Source organism: Geothermobacter hydrogeniphilus (assembly GCF_002898515.1).
Lineage (GTDB): Bacteria > Desulfobacterota > Desulfuromonadia > Desulfuromonadales > Geothermobacteraceae > Geothermobacter_A.
The window spans coordinates 109,959-128,042 of record NZ_PPFX01000006.1; the positions used below are offsets into that span (position 1 = coordinate 109,959).

The 18,084-nt window shown below is 58.7% G+C and carries 16 protein-coding genes; 9 read left to right on the forward strand and 7 right to left on the reverse strand.

What is annotated here, in order from left to right; genetic code table 11:
• Positions 1-2: 2 nt before the first annotated feature.
• The 3 genes from C2E25_RS04450 to C2E25_RS04460 form a co-directional block, all read right to left on the reverse strand.
• Positions 3-1,154 (reverse strand): (Fe-S)-binding protein, encoded by a 1,152-nt coding sequence (locus C2E25_RS04450; protein WP_103114586.1) that lies wholly within the window; start codon positions 1,152-1,154, stop codon positions 3-5.
• A gap of 189 nt (positions 1,155-1,343) precedes the next feature.
• Positions 1,344-1,883, reverse strand: coding sequence for a (4Fe-4S)-binding protein (locus tag C2E25_RS04455; RefSeq protein ID WP_103114587.1), 540 nt, complete (start codon positions 1,881-1,883; stop codon positions 1,344-1,346).
• A gap of 17 nt (positions 1,884-1,900) precedes the next feature.
• Positions 1,901-3,907, reverse strand: coding sequence for an aldehyde ferredoxin oxidoreductase N-terminal domain-containing protein (locus C2E25_RS04460; protein WP_103114588.1), 2,007 nt, complete (start codon positions 3,905-3,907; stop codon positions 1,901-1,903).
• 352 nt (positions 3,908-4,259) lie between these two features.
• On the opposite strand from C2E25_RS04460, the gene C2E25_RS04465 reads away from it, so the two are divergent.
• From C2E25_RS04465 to C2E25_RS04505, 9 genes are all read left to right on the forward strand, one after another.
• Positions 4,260-4,703: a GNAT family N-acetyltransferase gene (locus C2E25_RS04465; RefSeq protein WP_103114602.1), complete on the forward strand. Its 444-nt coding sequence runs from the start codon at positions 4,260-4,262 to the stop codon at positions 4,701-4,703.
• Complete coding sequence (locus C2E25_RS04470; protein WP_103114589.1) at positions 4,700-5,161, forward strand: Rrf2 family transcriptional regulator; 462 nt, start codon at positions 4,700-4,702, stop codon at positions 5,159-5,161. Before C2E25_RS04465 ends, C2E25_RS04470 begins: the two co-directional genes overlap by 4 nt.
• Positions 5,162-5,169: 8 nt before the next feature.
• On the forward strand, positions 5,170-5,586 hold the full coding sequence (locus tag C2E25_RS04475) for a hypothetical protein (RefSeq protein WP_233189334.1): 417 nt from the start codon (positions 5,170-5,172) through the stop codon (positions 5,584-5,586).
• A 481-nt stretch (positions 5,587-6,067) separates the two neighbouring features.
• Entirely contained in the window at positions 6,068-8,263 is a 2,196-nt protein-coding gene (gene katG, locus C2E25_RS04480) for a catalase/peroxidase HPI (RefSeq protein WP_103114590.1), read from the forward strand.
• 231 nt (positions 8,264-8,494) lie between these two features.
• The gene (locus tag C2E25_RS04485; RefSeq protein ID WP_103114591.1) at positions 8,495-9,316 is read left to right on the forward strand and encodes a nitroreductase family protein; all 822 of its coding nucleotides are present in this window, start codon (positions 8,495-8,497) and stop codon (positions 9,314-9,316) included.
• Positions 9,317-9,342: 26 nt separating this feature from the next.
• Positions 9,343-10,698 carry an MBL fold metallo-hydrolase gene (locus C2E25_RS04490; RefSeq protein ID WP_103114592.1) on the forward strand — a complete coding sequence of 452 codons (1,356 nt, stop codon included), beginning with the start codon at positions 9,343-9,345 and terminating at the stop codon, positions 10,696-10,698.
• A gap of 68 nt (positions 10,699-10,766) precedes the next feature.
• Positions 10,767-10,958 carry a hypothetical protein gene (locus C2E25_RS04495; RefSeq protein WP_103114593.1) on the forward strand — a complete coding sequence of 64 codons (192 nt, stop codon included), beginning with the start codon at positions 10,767-10,769 and terminating at the stop codon, positions 10,956-10,958.
• A gap of 428 nt (positions 10,959-11,386) precedes the next feature.
• Complete coding sequence (locus C2E25_RS04500; RefSeq protein WP_103114594.1) at positions 11,387-12,043, forward strand: type IV toxin-antitoxin system AbiEi family antitoxin domain-containing protein; 657 nt, start codon at positions 11,387-11,389, stop codon at positions 12,041-12,043.
• Positions 12,036-12,902, forward strand: a complete 867-nt coding sequence (locus C2E25_RS04505; protein ID WP_103114595.1) for a nucleotidyl transferase AbiEii/AbiGii toxin family protein — start codon at positions 12,036-12,038, stop codon at positions 12,900-12,902. Before C2E25_RS04500 ends, C2E25_RS04505 begins: the two co-directional genes overlap by 8 nt.
• 76 nt (positions 12,903-12,978) lie before the next feature.
• Here C2E25_RS04505 and C2E25_RS04510 read toward each other — a convergent pair whose 3' ends face one another.
• The 4 genes from C2E25_RS04510 to C2E25_RS17265 form a co-directional block, all read right to left on the reverse strand.
• Positions 12,979-13,551 (reverse strand): nitroreductase family protein, encoded by a 573-nt coding sequence (locus tag C2E25_RS04510; protein ID WP_103114596.1) that lies wholly within the window; start codon positions 13,549-13,551, stop codon positions 12,979-12,981.
• A gap of 255 nt (positions 13,552-13,806) precedes the next feature.
• Positions 13,807-15,588 (reverse strand): HEAT repeat domain-containing protein, encoded by a 1,782-nt coding sequence (locus C2E25_RS04515; RefSeq protein WP_103114597.1) that lies wholly within the window; start codon positions 15,586-15,588, stop codon positions 13,807-13,809.
• 15 nt (positions 15,589-15,603) lie between these two features.
• Positions 15,604-17,565, reverse strand: coding sequence for a hypothetical protein (locus tag C2E25_RS04520; RefSeq protein WP_146032889.1), 1,962 nt, complete (start codon positions 17,563-17,565; stop codon positions 15,604-15,606).
• A gap of 152 nt (positions 17,566-17,717) precedes the next feature.
• Complete coding sequence (locus C2E25_RS17265) at positions 17,718-17,897, reverse strand: hypothetical protein (RefSeq protein WP_146032890.1); 180 nt, start codon at positions 17,895-17,897, stop codon at positions 17,718-17,720.
• Between the last annotated feature and the right edge of the window lie 187 nt (positions 17,898-18,084).

Below are 18,084 nucleotides of genomic sequence, written 5' to 3' on the forward strand. Positions count from 1 at the left end.
TCTCAGAGCACCGCCTGAATGATTTCGGTGAGATCCTTGATTTCCAGGGCCTCGCTCTCATCCAGGTCCAGGCTGCTGTCGGTAAAGTTGGTGATGCAGTAGGGGCAGGAGGTGACCAGTACCTCGGCGCCGACCTCGACCGCCTGCCTGACGCGCAGATCGGAGAAGCGGTCCTCCTTGGGGGTCTCCATCCAGATATGGCCGCCGCCTCCCCCGCAGCAGAGGCTGTTTTCGCGGGAGTCGGCCATCTCGTTCAGCTCCAGGCCGGGGATCTTGCCCAGCACCTCGCGCGGGGCGTCAAAGATGCCGTTGTGGCGGCCGAGGTAGCAGGGGTCGTGGTAGGTGATCTTTTTCGGGTACTCGCCGTTGAGCTTGAGCCGCCCGTCGTTGATCAGTTCGGCGATCAGTTCGGAGATGAACACCACCTCGAAGTTGACCATGAACTCGGGATATTCGTTCTTGAAGGTGTGGTAGCAGTGGGGCGAGGAGACCAGTACCCGCTTGACGCCATGATCGATGAAGGCCTTGATGTTGTCCTTGGCCAGGCGCTTGAACAGGTCTTCGTTGCCGGTCTTGCGGATGCTTTCGCCGCAGCAGTTCTCCGCCGCGCCGAGGATGCCGAAATCGACCCCGGCCTTGTTGAGGATGGCGGCGGTGGCGGACGCCACCTGGCGCATGCGCGGATCGTAGCTCAGGTAGCAGCCGGTGAAATAGAGGATGTCCATCCCTTCGGCGTAGGGCTTGACCGGCAGCCCTTTGGCCCATTCGGCGCGCTGTTCCCGATCACCGCCGAGGGAATTGCCCTGGGAGGTGAGGTTGGCGATGACGGTCTGCACCGGGGCGACATTGCCCGGGTAGACATCATACTCGGCGGCGAGTTTGCGCAGGGCGACCCCCGCCTCGATCTGGTTCACGCCGCGCGGGCAGCGCTGCGGGCAGGTGCCGCAGGTGGTGCAGCGCCACATTTCCTCCTGGTCGATCTCGGTCAGGCCGAAGGTCGCCTGGCGGACGATCTTGCGCATGCTGAAATCGCGCACCCGGTTCCACGGGCAGACCGCGTCGCACAGACCGCACTGATAGCAGTACTTGAATGAGTCACCGCCGTTTTCCTTGATGACCTCGACGATTTCCTGTTCGGGAGCTACTGTTTCCACGCTGTCACCTGTCTTGTTTGTGGGAAAGGCTGCCACCAGGGCACCAGGAAAACCTGTTTTCTAACGGAGAGGCGCAGAGAGGGAGAGGGGCGGAGAAAAGCATAAGGCCCTTTTGGGAGTTTTAAAACCCAAAAGATTCTCTCTCCACCTCTCCGTCTCTCCGTTAAAAGAGCCTTTGTCCTTCCCGGCTTAGCTTTTGTCCTTCGCCAGCTGTTCCACTGTGTCGAGGAGCTTGTCGAGGCCGTGTTTGTTGATCAGGGTCTCGAGGCCGATCTCGATCTCGTCCGGTGCCTCCTCTTCCTCGACGATGACCTCCTCTTCCCGCTCCTCGTAGGTCAGGGCGTCGACCAGGCACCACTTGACGCACAGCGGTTCGTCCTCCCCTTCGCACATGTCGCACTTCAGCGGCAGGCCGGAGTCGGGCTCCTTGAACTCCTCCCGCGAGGGGCAGGCGGCGCGGCAGAAGGCACACTCGTCGTATTCCTTGCCGTCGATGACGTACTTGTCGCGTCCGGCGCATTCGGCGACAGCGTATTCTCCGGCGTAGACCGGCACGTAGATGTCCCGCAACGGGTCATGGATCACCCGGATGCGCGAGCGGGCCGGGTTGTTGCTGCTGTATTTCGGCATCGCGTGGAAGGACGAGCAGATCACCTCGCAGGCCCGGCAGCCGTTGCATTTGTCGACGTCGATCTTGATGTTCTTGATGGTCTTCTTTTTGCTGGTCACGGCTTGCGCCCTCCCGTTTACTGTGCCGTTGCGGCTTGCTGGTTCGCGGTCGCGTCCGCGGCTTCATCGTCGCCCAGAATGCCCCGCTGGATGAAGTCCTCACTGACATAGTCGAGCCCCAGTTCCCGCAGCGACTCGGCGGTCGGAATGCCGTCCCGGTTCCAGCCCTTGAGCTTGTAGTAGGCGTCCAGCAGCTGCTCTTCGAGTTCGGGGAAGCGTTTCTTCCAGTGGTTTGCCGGCGGTTTCTCGTCCTTGCGCCGCATGCCGCGGCGGATGTTGATCGCCCGCACCAGGGTCCGGTAGCGCTTGGCGGCCGCGGTCAGTTTTTCTTCGTCCATTTCGATACCGGCCCCGGCGGAGATGAACTTCGGGTAGTTATGGATGTGGTAGGGCGGTTTCAGCGGGAAGGAGGACAGCCCGGCGCACTGGCCGAGGGCGTCGTCGATGTAGTGCATCCGCTCCTGCCAGTCGACGATGTCGCAGCACATCTCCACGGTCGGGTAGAAGGGCATGGAGTTCTCGCCGCGCAGCTCCCAGTCGACGAAATATTGCTTGAAGCGATCGTCCGGCACCTGGATCCAGTCCTTGACGAACTCCTCGCGGGCCTCCCGGGTCGGGAAGGGCGCCTGCGGGAACTGGCCCTCGATCTGGGTGATGTTGATCTTCTCGCCGGTGGAGTACATCAGGAAGTAGATCGGGTTGAGCATCGACAGCTTGAGCGGCAGCTGCTCGGTCTTCTTGATGTTGTTGTGGGCGAATTCCTCGGCGCCGTTGCCGATTTCCTTCGCCGCCCAGTAGGTGCCGTTGGCGAGCAGGTCGCCGATCCCTTCGCGGCGCACGATCATGTCGAGCAGGTAGAAGAAGCGGCCCTCGTTGTCCTCCGGCATGCCGGGGAAATCGTCCTTGCTGAGGATGCCGTTTTCCAGCAGCTCAATGGCGAAGGCCATCACCTGCGGGGCGGAGAAGCCGTCGACGCCGTACTCGGTGGCCTTCTGGGCGATGCGCAGGCCGAAGTCGAGATCGGAGAAGGCGCCCATGGTGTAGGTGAGCTTGGTGAAGCATTTCATCATGTAGGTCGGCAGGCCCGGCATGGAGATGGTCGCCCCGCATTTCATCGGGCAGTTGAAGCAGCTGATCAGCCGGGTGCGGGCCTTCTCCATGGTCTCGGTCCACTCTTTGGCGATCTCGTCGGTCCAGAAGCCCTTGCGCCGTTCCCGGGAGTTGCCCCACATGAAGTTTTCGGTATGCCACTTCTCGTCGTGGACTTTCATCTCCTGCGGCGAGCCGAGCCCGGCCAGGATCGGCATCACGCCCGGGATCGGGTGCTCCTCGCGGTACTTGATATAGTCCAGGACCTCGTTACACAGCCCGAGAAATTCTTCCGGACGGGCGATGTTGAGATCTCTGGTGCCGCGGACCACGATCGCCTTGACGCCCTTGTCGCCCATCACCGCGCCGATGCCGCCGCGGCTGGCACTGGAACGGCCCTGCTCGATGGAGGCGTAATAGACCCGGTTCTCGCCGGCCATGCCGATCGCCGCCACCTGGGCCTTGGGCTGGTTCAGTTCCTGCTTGATCAGTTCCGCGGTTTCCACTGCGCCCTTGCCGCGCAGGTGGGAGGCGTCCCGCAGCTCGACCTTGTCGTCGTGGATCCAGATGTAAACCAGATCGGGCGACTTGCCGCGCAGCACCACCTTGTCGTAGCCGGCGTACTTCAGCTCCGGGGCCCAGAAGCCGCCCATCATCGAAAAGGCCAGCAGCCGGGTCTGGGGAGAGATGGTCGAGACGATGGTGCGGTTACAGCCGGTCGCCGGGGTGCCGCAGAGCAGGCCGGCGCCGAAGATCAGCAGGTTGTCGGGGGAAAAGGGCTCCACTTCGGGCGGAACCCGGTCCCAGATCAGTTTGGCGTTGGTGCCCAGCCCGCCGAGATAGAGTTCGGTCTCCTTCGGATCGGTGGCGACCTTTTCGATGTTCCCGCGGGAGAGATCGATTTCGAGATTGTAGCCTGTCTCTGCGTACCTCATGCGCTTGCCCCTTTTTAAATCCTGAATCAGCGAGGTTATTGCCGGCGAACAGCACTCTTCATCCACCATGACCCCACTGAGCCAGGAGAATGTCTCGAACGGCCTTTGGGCCGTCGATTGCGGTCGGTCGGGTTCTTGAATGGCGAATCGTGTAAAAAGGTACTCCAATACTGATTTAAGGTCAAGGAAATATAACAGCGTTATCGGAGACGCCGCATTTTCGTGTTTTTCCGGTTGGAGGCCGGACCGGAGGCCGGGTGGCAGGAAATCGCTTGTCGCACAAGTGGCATTTGTGGTACCACAATACCGAGTTTTTGCAGCTGTTTCCGAAACCGGTGAGCAGACCATGAACATGGCAGATCAGATCACCATCCGCAACGCCAGGCCGTCCGACTTCGAGGCCGTGGTGGCGCTCGACCTGGTGGGGGCGGCGGAGGAAAAGCCGGCCTACTGGCGCGGCGTCTTCGACCGCTACGTGGTCGCTGAGCGGGATGACCGGACCTTTCTCGTCGCCGAACGGGAGGGCGAGGCCGTCGGCTTCATCATCGGCGAGGTGCGGGCCTGGGAGTTCGGTTCGCCTCCCTGCGGCTGGGTCTTCGCCCTCAGCGTTTCGCCCCGCACCCGGGAGCTGGGGGTCGGACAGCTGATGTTCGATGAGATCTGCCGGCGGCTGAAAAAAGCCGGCGTCACCACCGTGCGGACCATGGTCGACCGGGAGAACAAGCTGACCCTGTCCTTCTTCCGCAGCCAGGGGCTGCGGACCGGGCGCTATATCGAACTCGAGAAGCCCTTATGAAACTGCACAAGGCGAGCCTGTTTGCGCTCTATGCCGTACTGGAACTGGCCGGCGACCCCGAACGGCAGCTTTCAGCGACCGACATTGCCGACAAATATGCCATTTCCACTCATCACCTGGCCAAGGTGCTGCGTACCCTGGTGCGTTCGGGCCTGGTGCAGGCGGTGCGTGGCGCCGGCGGCGGCTATCGCTTCACCGGGGTGCCCAACCGCACCACGCTGCTCGATGTCATCGAGCTGTTCGAAACCCTGGAATCGGAACTCGACATCCCGAGCCCGCGGGGGCGGGCCGGGGAGGCGGTGGTCGAGGAGCTGCAGAGCATCACCCGCGAGATTGACGATCTCACCAAGGCGGTGCTGGACACCATCACCCTGGAGACGGCTCTCAACAGCGCCCGGATGCGCGTCGAGCGGGAGGAGAGCGGATCGGTCTTCCCGGCGGAACCGGGTGGGAGCTGAGGAGAGATTTGCGCCGCGCGGAGGGAAAAAAGACCGGCAACGGTTACCTGAACGGCGTGCCCACCGGCCGGATCGGTGAGCGCCCCTACTGGGTGCTGAATGCCACCCTGCTGGTTCGTGCCGCCCACCAGGTCGGTGTGGCGGTCTTTCTCGCCGCCTTCCTGCTCGATGCTGTGCCCGGACCGCCGAAACTCTACATCGCTATCGCCGTCGGCAGCGGAATCCTGCTCATGCTCAGTGAATGGATGCGCCATCGACAGATCTTCCGCGAACTGGCCGGGATGATCACGATGCTGAAACTGCTGCTGGTGGGAGCCGCGTTTCATGGCATCCTGCCTCCCGCGGCGACCGTCCTGCTGGCTTTCCTCATTGCCTCGATCGGGGCGCATGCCCCCAAGAATATCCGCCACCGGCTGCTGTTCTAGGTTGCCGGAAAGGGGCTGTGCCGGGTGTGACTTAAGTTCTGATCGTTGGGGAAAACGGCTCCCCTCTCCCCGAACCAGAATTTCTCGGGATCTGTCCCAACTGCCGCCATAAACCGGAATCCGTGAGTCCCTTGTCGGCGGAGAGTACACGTCATTGATCTGCCTGAGCTTCCCAAAAATCACCAGCGAACCTATGGGTGCGCTTCAGATTTTTGGAAATCTCATTCAGACCAAGCACGTGTACTCTCCATCCAAACAGGACCTCACGGATTCAGGATAAATAGTCAGATAATCTCATTTTTGGGCAATTATCAATAATGATTATCTTTTGATATTGACAAAGCCATAAGCCGTGGTAGTGGTTACTTGTCTCCCTTGTGACTTCGGTCATAATCGAGCCGCAGTCCCGGCAGTGAATTCACGGATTCGGGGCCGGGAGCGATATCACCAAGGACTCTCAGAGACATCAGGAGACAACATCATGAGCGGCGAGAACAGGTGCCCGGTCACGGGCAGAACAGGCAAGCAGGTCGCCGGCGGTGGTACGTCGAACCGAGACTGGTGGCCGAACCGGTTGAACCTTAACATTCTGCACCAGCATTCCCCCCTCTCCAACCCGATGGGCGGGGCTTTCAACTATGCTGAAGAATTCAGGAGTCTCGACCTTGCGGCGCTGAAGAAGGATCTCGTTGCGCTGATGACCGACTCGCAGGACTGGTGGCCGGCCGACTATGGCCACTACGGGGGGCTCTTCATCCGCATGGCGTGGCACAGCGCCGGCACCTACCGCACCGGTGACGGACGCGGCGGCGCTTCTTCCGGCACGCAGCGATTCGCGCCGCTCAACAGCTGGCCGGACAACGTGAACCTCGACAAGGCGCGCCGCCTGCTCTGGCCGATCAAGCAGAAATACGGCAGCAAGATTTCCTGGGCTGACCTGATGATCCTTGCCGGCAACTGCGCCCTGGAATCGATGGGTTTCAGGACGTTCGGTTTCGCCGGTGGACGTGAGGACGTATGGGAGCCGGAAGAGGATATCTACTGGGGCTCCGAGGACGAGTGGCTGGGGGACAATCGCTATGCCGGTGAGCGGGAACTCGAGAATCCTCTCGCCGCCGTGCAGATGGGCCTGATCTATGTGAACCCGGAAGGTCCGAATGGAAACCCGGATCCGGTCGCTTCCGGTCGGGACATTCGCGAGACCTTCGCGCGCATGGCGATGAATGACGAAGAGACTGTCGCCCTCGTCGCGGGCGGGCACACCTTCGGCAAGTGTCATGGCGCGGGCGACGCCGCTCAGGTCGGCCCGGCCCCGGAAGCCGCCGGCATCGAGGAACAGGGACTCGGCTGGAAGAGCAGTTTCGGCAGCGGCAAAGGCGGCGATACGATCAGCAGCGGCATCGAGGGCGCCTGGAAGCCGAACCCGACCCAGTGGGACATGGGGTATCTGAAGGTACTGTTCAAGTACGAGTGGGAGCGGGTCAGGAGCCCGGCCGGCGCGCACCAGTGGCTGGCCAGGGACGTGGCCGAAGCGGACATGGTGGTTGACGCGCACGACCCGTCGAAGAGGCACCGGCCGATGATGACCACGGCGGACCTCGCCCTGCGCTACGACCCGATCTACGAGCCGATCGCGCGGCGCTACCATGACAATCCGGATGAGTTCGCGGATGCCTTCGCCCGCGCCTGGTTCAAGCTGACCCACCGCGACATGGGGCCCCGTTCACGCTATCTCGGAGCGGAAGTCCCGGAAGAGGAACTCCTCTGGCAGGATCCCGTCCCCGCGGTCACCCATCCATTGATTGATGAGCAGGATATCGGCGAGCTCAAGGGTATAATTCTCGCGTCAGGACTGTCCGTCTCCCGGCTGGTCTCGACAGCCTGGGCCTCGGCCTCAACCTTCCGCGGTTCCGACAAGCGCGGCGGGGCCAACGGGGCGCGCATCCGTCTCGCCCCGCAGAAGGACTGGGACGTGAACCAGCCGGCCCAGCTGAAGACGGTACTGCAGACCCTTGAGGGAATCCGGAAGGAGTTCAACAGCGCGCAGGCGGGCAGAAAGCAGGTTTCGCTCGCCGACCTGATTGTTCTGGGCGGATGCGCAGCTGTCGAGCAAGCGGCGAAGAATGCCGGTTATGATGTGAACGTTCCCTTCGCGCCGGGACGCACGGATGCAACGCAGGAGCAGACCGATGAGGCGTCGTTCGCGGTCCTCGAACCGGCCGCAGACGGGTTCCGCAACTATCTCAGAACAACATTCAGCGTATCGGCAGAGGAACTGCTGGTCGATCGGGCACAGTTGCTGACGCTGACCGCTCCCGAGATGACGGTCCTGGTTGGCGGCATGCGTGTCCTGAATGCCAACTACGGCCAGTCCCGGCACGGCGTTTTCACCCGGCGGCCGGAGGTGCTCAGCAATGACTTCTTCGTCAACCTGCTCGATATGAACACCACCTGGAAGGCGACCTCGCCGGCCGGGGATGTGTTCGAGGGTCGTGACCGGGCAACGGGAGAACTCAAGTGGACCGGCACCCGGGTCGATCTCATCTTCGGTTCGAACTCCCAGCTCCGGGCCTTGGCAGAGGTCTACGCTTGTGAGGGCGCCCGGGAGAAGTTCCTGCTCGACTTTGTCGCGGCGTGGAACAAGGTCATGAACCTTGACCGCTTCGACCTCGTCTGATGGCCTGAACGCTTTCGGGACCGCAGGTAAACTGTTCGTGACATAGTGGTGCGGCGTTTCAATTCAATCTGAAACGCCGCGCTGTTTTTTGGTCCTGTTGCTCGCTGTTCCTCCGTGAACGTACGCAATATCATTGACAAGGACCATAGGGCAAGAGACCATGTGGAGGATTTGAAATCAGGAAACCCATGCCGTTGATCACCTTTGAATCTCGCTCCAGGGAGTTCCTTTATGCCGCTGATCACAGTTAAGCAACAAACCTGCAACCGGGATGGCCTCTGCAGTTCCGTCTGTCCGATGAAGATCATTGATTTTCCCAACGGGGACTATCCGACCCCGGTCGCCGGGGCGGAGGACCTCTGCATCCGCTGTGGTCACTGTGTCGCCGTCTGCCCGACGGGCAGCCTGCGGCATGCCGAGTTGCCGCTGGAAGCGTGCCCACCGATCCGCACGGACCTGCTTTTGTCCGAAGAGCAGAGCCGGCAGTTTTTGCGCGGCCGCCGTTCCATCCGCAACTACCGGGATCGGCCGGTGCCCCGGGAGATCCTGCAGACGTTGATCGAAACGGCCCGCTACGCCCCCTCCGGCCATAATTCTCAGGGTGCCGAGTGGCTGGTGGTGGACAATCGTGAGGAATTGAACCGAATGAGCGGCATCGTCGCCGATTGGATGCGCTGGATGCTGGACAACATGGCAGACCTTGCCCGGTCACTGCATATGGATCGTGTCTTGGAGCGGATCGCAGGGGGCGAGGATGTTATTTTGCGCGGTGCTCCGGCTCTGATTGTCGCTCATGCTCCCAAAAACGACCGAATGGCACCATCGACCTGCACCATCGCTCTGGCCTACCTGGAGCTGGCGGCGTTCGGCATGGCGCTGGGAACCTGCTGGGCCGGTTACTTCAATGCCGCGGCCACCGGCTTCCCGCCGCTGAAGGAGGCACTCGCTCTGCCTGAAGGACACCAGTCTTTCGGGGCGATGATGGTTGGCTATCCGCAGTATCGCTATCACCGCCTGCCCACTCGCAAGGCTCCGGTGATCACCTGGCGTTAGCCTGAACAGGCCTGGGAAAATATCCTATGCTTCCGGATAAAATCATCGCGTCTGTCGCCGCCGTGTTCTGTCACCAGGGCGAGATCTTCGCCTTGCGTCGACAGTCCTACCTGCAGGCTTTTCCGGGCTATGAGTCCTTTCCCGGGGGGAAGATTGACCGGGACGATCCGGACCTGCCTCATTCTTCCCCGCTGCTGCGCGAGTGGGACGGCAAACGGATGCACGCGCTGGTCCGGGAAGTTCGGGAGGAACTCGGCTACGATCTCCCGGCCGGGATCGCCTCCGGGCAGGTAACGGCTGTCCATTACCTGGCCAAAGCCCTGGCGCCGCCGGTTGTCGCGGCAAGGTTCTTCCTGCACGTGTTCCGCATCGACCTGGAGACCCGGCCGGTCTTCAGCGCCGACGCCGGGGAAATCGGCGACTGTTTCTGGAAGACCCCGCGGCAGCTGCTCGACAGCTTCGAGCGCGGCGACGCGCTGATGGTGCCGCCGCTGCGCTGGGTGCTGCAGGCCCTGGAGCGCGACCCGCAGGGGGTTGATTTCGGCGACCTGTCGCCGCGCTTTGACGAGGACCGCTATGTCATCAGCTTTGAGCAGCTGAGCGAGGTACGGATTCTGCCGGTACCGTCCAACACCTTCCCGCCGGTCAAGCGGACCAACGCCTTCCTGCTCGGCGATGCGGACGCGCCGCGCATCCTCGTTGACCCGTCCCCCGAGTCGCCGCAGGTCCTGGAGAAACTGCTGAGCACCCTGCGGCAGGAAAAACTCAGCGCCCTGTTCCTGACCCATCACCACCACGACCATCATGAGCATGTTCCGCAGCTGGCCGGGCGCCTGGGGGTGCCGGTGTGGATGAGCGAGGATACCCGCGAGCGCATCGAGCGTAAACACGGCGCCGACTACTTCGCCGGCCTGGTGGTTGAGACCCGGCGCGAGGGAGATGTCCTGACGCGCTGGAAGGGGGAGGATGTCATGGTTTACGCGATTCCCGGCCATGATGCCGGGCAACTCGGCCTGGCGCCGGAATCGTTGCGCTGGTTCCTGGTCGGCGATCTCATCCAGGGTGCCGGGACCGTGGTGATTGCCCCCCCGGAGGGTGACATGGCCGCCTATTACAGCACCCTGGAGCGCGTCATCGCCCTTGACCCGGCGGTGATTCTGCCCTCGCACGGCGCGCCGATGCGCGGCACCTATCGCCTGCGGGAGACCCTGCGGCATCGCCGCGAACGGGAAGAGGCGATCCACAGGTTATTCGTCAGCGGCAAAACAAAAGCCGAGATTCTCGATACCGTCTACCGAGGGGTCGACCCGCGGCTGCTGCCCTTTGCCATGCTGAACATCGAGTCGCATCTGGATAAACTGGGGCGGGAAGGGCGGATCTGACCGCAATGTCCGGCGGCCGTGGGGTGCTATACTGGAAAAAACATCAGTCTGACAAGATCGGAGGATGTATGTCGGAAATCATCAACGAATGCAAGGACCCCGCCGGCCACCGGCTGCATATCTGCCAGCTGCGGAAAGCGGGCCGCGAGGAAGAGGTCGCCGCGCTCATGGAGAACCCGGGACATACCTGCCTGAACTGCAACGCGGTGGCCAAGGAGGCGAAAAACCTCTGCAATCCCAGCCCCTTTTCCAGTTACTAGCCATCAAGGCTGAGTCACTCTCCAGCAGGCCGGAACGCACTGATCCAGGTTAAAACGCCGGGGTCAGGTCTTGAATTGACACTTTTAGAGGTTGGCAAAATACGTCAGCTCCCTTTTGTCATGGAGGCAGCTGGATCGATGCGAACGTGGTTTGTTGTTATTTCTTAATGGAAGTGCTAGCGATAGCTCCAATGCATTGGATTTATTGTTTCTTTCAGGAGGGTCAGAGATGATAGCAGTCGCACCAGGGAACCGAGGGTTCGTTCCGGCCAGGGGCGCAAGCTGAAGCGGACGGCGCTGGATAGGCTCATCTTCGAGCCGGACCGGCGCAAAAAGGCGCTCCTTATCCGAAACGCTGTTGAAAAAATGTCTTTTTTGACATAGTATGTATATCAAATTCGCACTTACTATGTTAGAAAAGACATTTTATGCGCATTGATGACCTGAGAAAAAAAATACCATCCGAAGAGTTTGACTATCAGTCCCTGATGGATGCTCTGTCGGGTTACGCCCAGCCGAGGGGGAAGATTTCCAGCCTTCTTGCGCAAGGGGCCATCATTCGAATTAAAAAGGGCCTCTACGTTTTCGGCCCCTCCTGCCAACGGCGACCCTATTCCAGAGAACTCCTTGCCAACTTGATCTATGGTCCTTCTTGCGTCTCTCTTGAGTTCGCTCTTCATTATCATGGACTGATTCCGGAAAAAGTTGAGGCTGTCACGTCCGTTACGACCAAGCGTCCAAAAAAGTTCCAGACCCCTGTCGGCCTCTTTATCTACGGTAAGGTCCCCGAGGCCGGGTTTCATATCGGAATTCAGCGAATTGAAGAGGATGGCAGGGCTTTCCTGATCGCTGCCCCGGAAAAAGCCCTCGCTGACAAGTTGCGCAGTGATCGTGGCTTGAATATTCGCACCCAGAAAGAGTGCCTGGAATACCTGGTTTCGTCCCTGAGAATCGCCGAGTCTGACTTGTTGAAGCTCAATCCGGGTCTCCTGGAAAAACTTGGCAACGCCTATAACTCGAAGCGGATCTCGCTTTTAGCTCAAATCATCAAGCGAATTCAGAAGCGGGCAGGTTCAAATGCATGATGCCATAGCGCAGATGCTTGAAAAGTATGACTGTCGACGTGCCGAAGATTTCAGTCAGGCTCTCAGGGAAATCCTCCAGGAAATAGCCCTGCTCGGGCTCTGGAGAAGTAAATTCTTTGAGAAGGCGGCCTTCTACGGTGGTACAGCTTTGCGTATTTTGTACGGCCTTGACCGATTTTCTGAAGACCTGGATTTCTCTTTGCTGGCTCCCGATGAGAAATTTGATCTCAATATCTATAGCACCAGCCTGGAAAAGGAGTTGGCCGCGTTTGGTTTTGAAGTGCAGGTTGAAGGCAAGAATAAATCTGTCGAGACAGCGGTTCAGTCGGCGTTTCTCAAGGCCAATACGGCCAACCAGCTCCTGGTGATCAAAGCGGGCGAAGATATTGTTCGGCAAATTCCTTCCGGGCAAGTGACAAGGATAAAAATTGAAATCGACACAGATCCGCCAGGAGGGTTCGAGACTCAGAGCAAGTTTTTGCTGCAACCGATCCCCTTTGGCGTAAGGACCTGCAAGTTGCCCGATCTGTTTGCCGGCAAAATGCACGCATTGCTTTGCCGGCGATGGAAGAATCGTGTCAAAGGGAGGGATTGGTACGACCTGGTTTGGTATTGCGCTCGCTATCCAGAATTGCACTTGTCCCACTTGGAGCAGCGAATGCGGCAGAGTGGGCATTGGACTGCCCAGGAATCATTGAGCGAAAAGGCCTTCAGGGATATCCTCGCCGAGACTATCGATAAGGTCGATATTCAGCAGGCTAAGCAAGAGGTGTTGCCATTTGTCCGGCAACCTGAGGCACTGGAGGTCTGGTCAACGGAATTTTTCCAGGAGATTGCGCATAAAATTGTCATCAGTTGAAAGTGGGGGAGCTATGTGCCCCGCTGGCCTGGAGCTCCCCCGGTCTCCCAGGGACGCCTGAGGCATCCGCTCCACGTCAAAATTCGAGAATGATCTCCTCCAGGGCCCGCTTCGGCACGTGGTGGACACCTTTTTCATCCCGCCAGTATTTCACGTCTCCGTCCGCCGGCACGGGCTCGACGACCACCTCTTCCACCGGTTTGCCGAGGGCGAGCACCAGCAGGATTTCAAACTGTTCCGGGATGCCGAGATCCTTACGCAGGTCGTCCCTTTTGATGGCCCCCATGATGCATCCGCCCCAGCCCTTTTCGACCGCCCCCAGCAGGATGGTCTGGGCGGCGATGCCGTGGTCGCAGCCGAACCCCTTGGCGATGTCGGTGTCGCCGAGGATGACGATGTAGGCCGCCGGGCGTTCGCCTGCCGCCGGTCCCGGCCAGTCCCGCAGGTAGCCCGCCCAGTGCAGGTGGGGAAAGATCCTGCCATTTGTTTCCGGCGTATTCGAAAGCAGGTACTTCAGCGGCTGCCGGTTGGCCCCCGAGGGGGTCAGGCGCGCCAGGTCAACCAGTTCCCGCAGATCCTGCTCTTCGATGGCGGCGCTTTCCTGGAAGCGCCGGTAACTCCTGTTTTTCAATACCATGTCTTTGAACATCTCGTTGTCCTCGCTGGAAAAAGGGACGTGCCTGTCCGCTGGTGACAATCTCGCTCGCCGTGGGCCAATGCTGATATCGTCGGGGTGTTCGGCCCGTTTGTCAAGGCGTCCCCTGTCGATGGCCGGCGTAAAGGCGACCCGCCGGTCGCCCCTACCCACGTTCAGGTCCTCCAACGTTTGGAGCATGCCGGTGATGTCGACCAATGGATCGAAGATCGGTCAATTGTCAGCTTGAGATATGCCCCGAAAACGGGGTTACCGGTCGTAGGCTTCGATAATCAGCTTCATGTTTTGACGAGAGGTTTCTGTTTCGAGGGCTTGTCGCAGCAGTTTTCTGACCTGTGAGCGGTTGCCGGTTTGACCGTCCAGAACCTGAACGGCCAGTCGGCGGACGCCTGTATCGTTCGAATTGAGCAGAAGTTTTCCAACCGTTTCGAGGGTTTCAAAATCCGGTTTTTTTCTCTGCAGGCCGCGTAGGATTGCCTTGGTAACGGGAACGTCCTGTTCATGTTGTAACGATGCGGTCAGGATTTCGCTTGCCTCGGGCGAGTCGTATTTCCCCAGGGCCGTTGCGGCGGCCTCTTTGATTTGCGGGTCGACATCATCCAGAAATCGTCCCAGAACAGGGATATTCTCCTCAGCCCTGCTGTTACCGAGAGCAATGAGAAGTTTTCGCTGCTGACGGGGGGTGGTCGCCTGAGTCACGAGGTCGAGCAGGTCGGCATTCAACTGATCGGCCTGCTGTGGGTAGGATGTTCGTAAATTGCCGGCAATGGCTCCGGCAACCAGCAACGAGGATTCCAGAGCGTCGGGCAGCTCATCCTGCGTCGCCAGAGCGTCAAAACTCCCGAGCAGAAAGTTTTCTGTTTCCGGGGTTAACGGCTGTGTCAGCCCGGACAGGGAGATTACAGCGCGAAATTGATCCTGCGCGTCAAATGATGGACTGGAGGCGATTTCCACCAGGGACTCCTGGGCTTGGGGCAGACCGACGATTCCAAGAATCTTGATGAGTTCGGCTGCCATCTTGTCGGACAGCTCGGCAGCAGAGAGCAGTTGCGGCAACTGCAGCATCAGTTCAGGATTATTGCGCAGGGTTTGACGAAGGAGCAGCGATTGCTCATGCGACAGCTCGGTATATGAACCCAACAGCTGCCCAAGGTCTACCGGCGGCTCCGCCTCTGTCTGCAGTTTCGGTTTGCTGTGAACCGGGGCCGGCTTTGTTGACAGGTCTTCAAGCATCCGGACGTCAGTCAGGTCGTCAAGGAGTGAGGTCTGTGGCGTGTCCATTTTGACCAGGGAAACGGTGGTAACCGTATCGGTTTGAAATAAATCATCTCCCAGCGAGACCCGCAATTGCTCCCGGCCGTTGAGTTCCTGGAGCCAGTTCCCTGCGGTATCCACGCGGAAGTCTGTTTCAGACGCGAGAATTTCGATTTTTTGCCCCGGCTCCGGACGCAGGTAACGTAATTTCCGTCGACGAACCTGCTCTCCTTGCTGTGAATAACTGGCAAGGTAATCCCCGAGGCCATCCTGATGGGACGCAGTATAAACCTTGCGGTCATTGACCGGGAAAATCACATCCAGCGTATAGAGCAGGCCGCTGATAAAATCAGCGGTATCGTCATCTATGATCGGGCTGAATTCAAAACGGCCCATCCGGCCGTCGGTACCCATCTGGACGTAAAATATCTTTGTCAGGGCCGTCGCAAGGGCCGGTTGTTCGATGCCGTTTGCCAGCACCTTGACCGGGGCCATCTGCATCGCAACCCGGTAACCGTCGGCCACTGTAAATCCTTTAACATGAAGTGTTCCGGAAACCGAAAGCTGATAAGCTGCCTCTCCGGTTTGACGACCGATATTCGACCAGGCTTCAACCTGCAGTTGATAGACGGAACTGTCCCCGCTCCAGTTCAAGGTCGGTTGAACCTGGTCCGATGGGATATGAACAGGTCGAGGATCCGAAGAGCGGTCCGCCATGCTGATAATCCACAGCAGGGCCGCCAGAGCAGCGAGCAGTCCGAAAAGATAAGTTTTCATCCGTCTCGCCAGGTGCTAAAAACTCAGAGATTCACTGACCCGATACAGAGGAGTTGTCTTGCTGTAGAGAGTGTCAGTATTGTAAATCCAGAGTCTCGCCGTTCTTTTGACAAATTTGAACCCTTTCAGCTTTCGGTATTGTACGTAGAGGCCGAATTTACCACTGATGGACCGCATCTCGTTGTCGACGGCGAAATCCAGGTTGGCGTCGAGCATTTTGTCGCTGCCACTGTCATAATTGAAACGCAAGTTGGCGGTCGCATCGACCGTTTCTTCAATCAACATCAGGCTGGCAGTTATTCCAGACGAAACAACGCCGAGCGTCGGCCCTCCGTCAGCAATGACATTGAAATCGATCTGCGGCATCTGGTTTTCCAGAAACAGTCCGTCCTCAAGCACACCGAACCCCATGGAATAGCCGGCCTGACCGTCGACAGCAACATCGACCTTGAAGGGAATCGGCCCGACAACGAACTTGAATTTCCCGATCGTTTTTTCCCTGCTCCAGGTGTAGCCCCGTTCCTTGAGCGGGAAATGGGACCCCCAGAGTTCCTTGTCGACCAGAGTGTTCAGGAAGAACCCAAGATTGTATTTGTAACCGGTGTAAGCCGGACGATTGATGTAGGAAGCGGCCCTGAAGTAAGCATCGACCATTGTCCGTCTTTTGCCCAGAACGTAAATGGGGACAGTCAGTTCGGTCTTGCCGTAAACTCCACGTTTCGTGCTGTTGTAAAGGGCGTATTTGCTGTAGTACTCGACGCCGGCCTTGAACTTTTTCTTTTTGCCGACCCATTTTTCCCAACTCTTTTCATAGATGCGGTCATTGCCGCTTGAACCGGTACTGACAGACAGGGGGACCGGAACGGGGCTTCTGTCGGATGCAGACGGCTGGACAGATCCGGCCTGAAGAAAGCCCGGTACCGGAAGTGTTGTGGTCGGCGCGGGGAGAGAATAGACGTTGACCGCCGTCTCAAGACTATTGTCGGCCGGATCGGTATCATCCACAGACTCGACCAGTACCCGAACCATAAAACGGTTCGGACTGTCGAGCAGGCTCGCGGCGTTGACGTTGGCGGCCAATTGGTTGATCAGGGTCGACAGCATGGCGGGAGTCACGTTGATATCTACATCGACAGTTGCCGTTTTCAGACCGGTATTGTAGTCGGCCGCTTCTGATTCCGCCGGAAAGTTCACCCTGACAGCAGTGGCGTAATCCTGCAGGAGGTTGTCCCAGTATTCAAGATCCTGCCAGCTGCCGTTGAGATTAATCTGAAATTTCAGTTGGGCGGGATTGGCCGGCAGAGGTCCGTCGCAGCGCAGTTCAACCGTTCCGGTCAGTTCGGCATCACTGACCAGCCCCTGCCCCAGGGCAGCCAGTTTGACCGGGTCATTCACGATGCTGCCGAGGCCTGCCTGCAATGAACTCAGATTAACGCCGAAGACATTGGTATCGTCAACGTAAGGATCGAGAACCAGGGTTGCCTTGTCGAGACTGAAGTCCGTGATACGCAGGTTTGTCTGGTTCGCCAGGGCGGCCGAAACCTGAATCGCTCCGGTGGTTGTGAAATCGGCTTCGGAAGAACCATCATCCTGGTATTCATTGATATAGGCCTGAAGATAATAATCACCATCCACCAGACCTGCCGGAACCGGAAAAGACAGAATCCTCGTCATCGGTTCTGTTTCTGACAGCGGGATCATATCGACTCCGAGCAGAGCCATATTGTCGACGTCGGCCGGATCTCCGGTCTGATCATATTCCTGCCTGTTGACGAGATAAAAGCTGACAGCCACATCGGACATGGGACGGTCAGCAGCAATCTCATAACTCAGTTCATAATCATGACCGACCGAAGCAATGGCGGCCATCGGGGTCAAACTGTTGATTGTGGCCGTCCCTGATGTCGGGTCACTACCAGAAGATCCGCCGCACCCGGACAGGCAGAAGGCGAGGAACAACAACCATAATTTATCCATAGGACATCCCTCCGTTGATATGGATAGAACGATTTATCCTGCATCAATTGTCATGACCGGAGCATGACGTCATGACAGAATCCATTAAATTTTGTTTTTACAATTCTTGATGGTGTCGCAAACTCACCATCAGCGGTGTTGCTGCGCTTGTCTCACTGCTTCAACGTACGTAAGCACGCCTCATTGCTCGATAAACGCGCGCCTTGCTGATGGCGCTTTTTACTTGGCCGGCCCCATTTTGACTTTCTTGCGAAAGCATCAATTCTGATAATTGGGGAACTGAAAGCGGGGTCATTCTTTTTCAGCAGATTGCCGTCGGTGATATCATCCATCTCCGGCAGCTCAACCGCCGAGAAAACAACTCTGAATTTGACACGCCGATTGTAATTCGACGTACAGCAGGAGGGAATCGAGGATGGACTGTATTTTTTGTCAGGTAAAACCTGTATTTAACATACTCCAATGAGCCTCTTGCAAAACTACATTCGACTCTCTGAATATATGTAGCGCAACAGCATA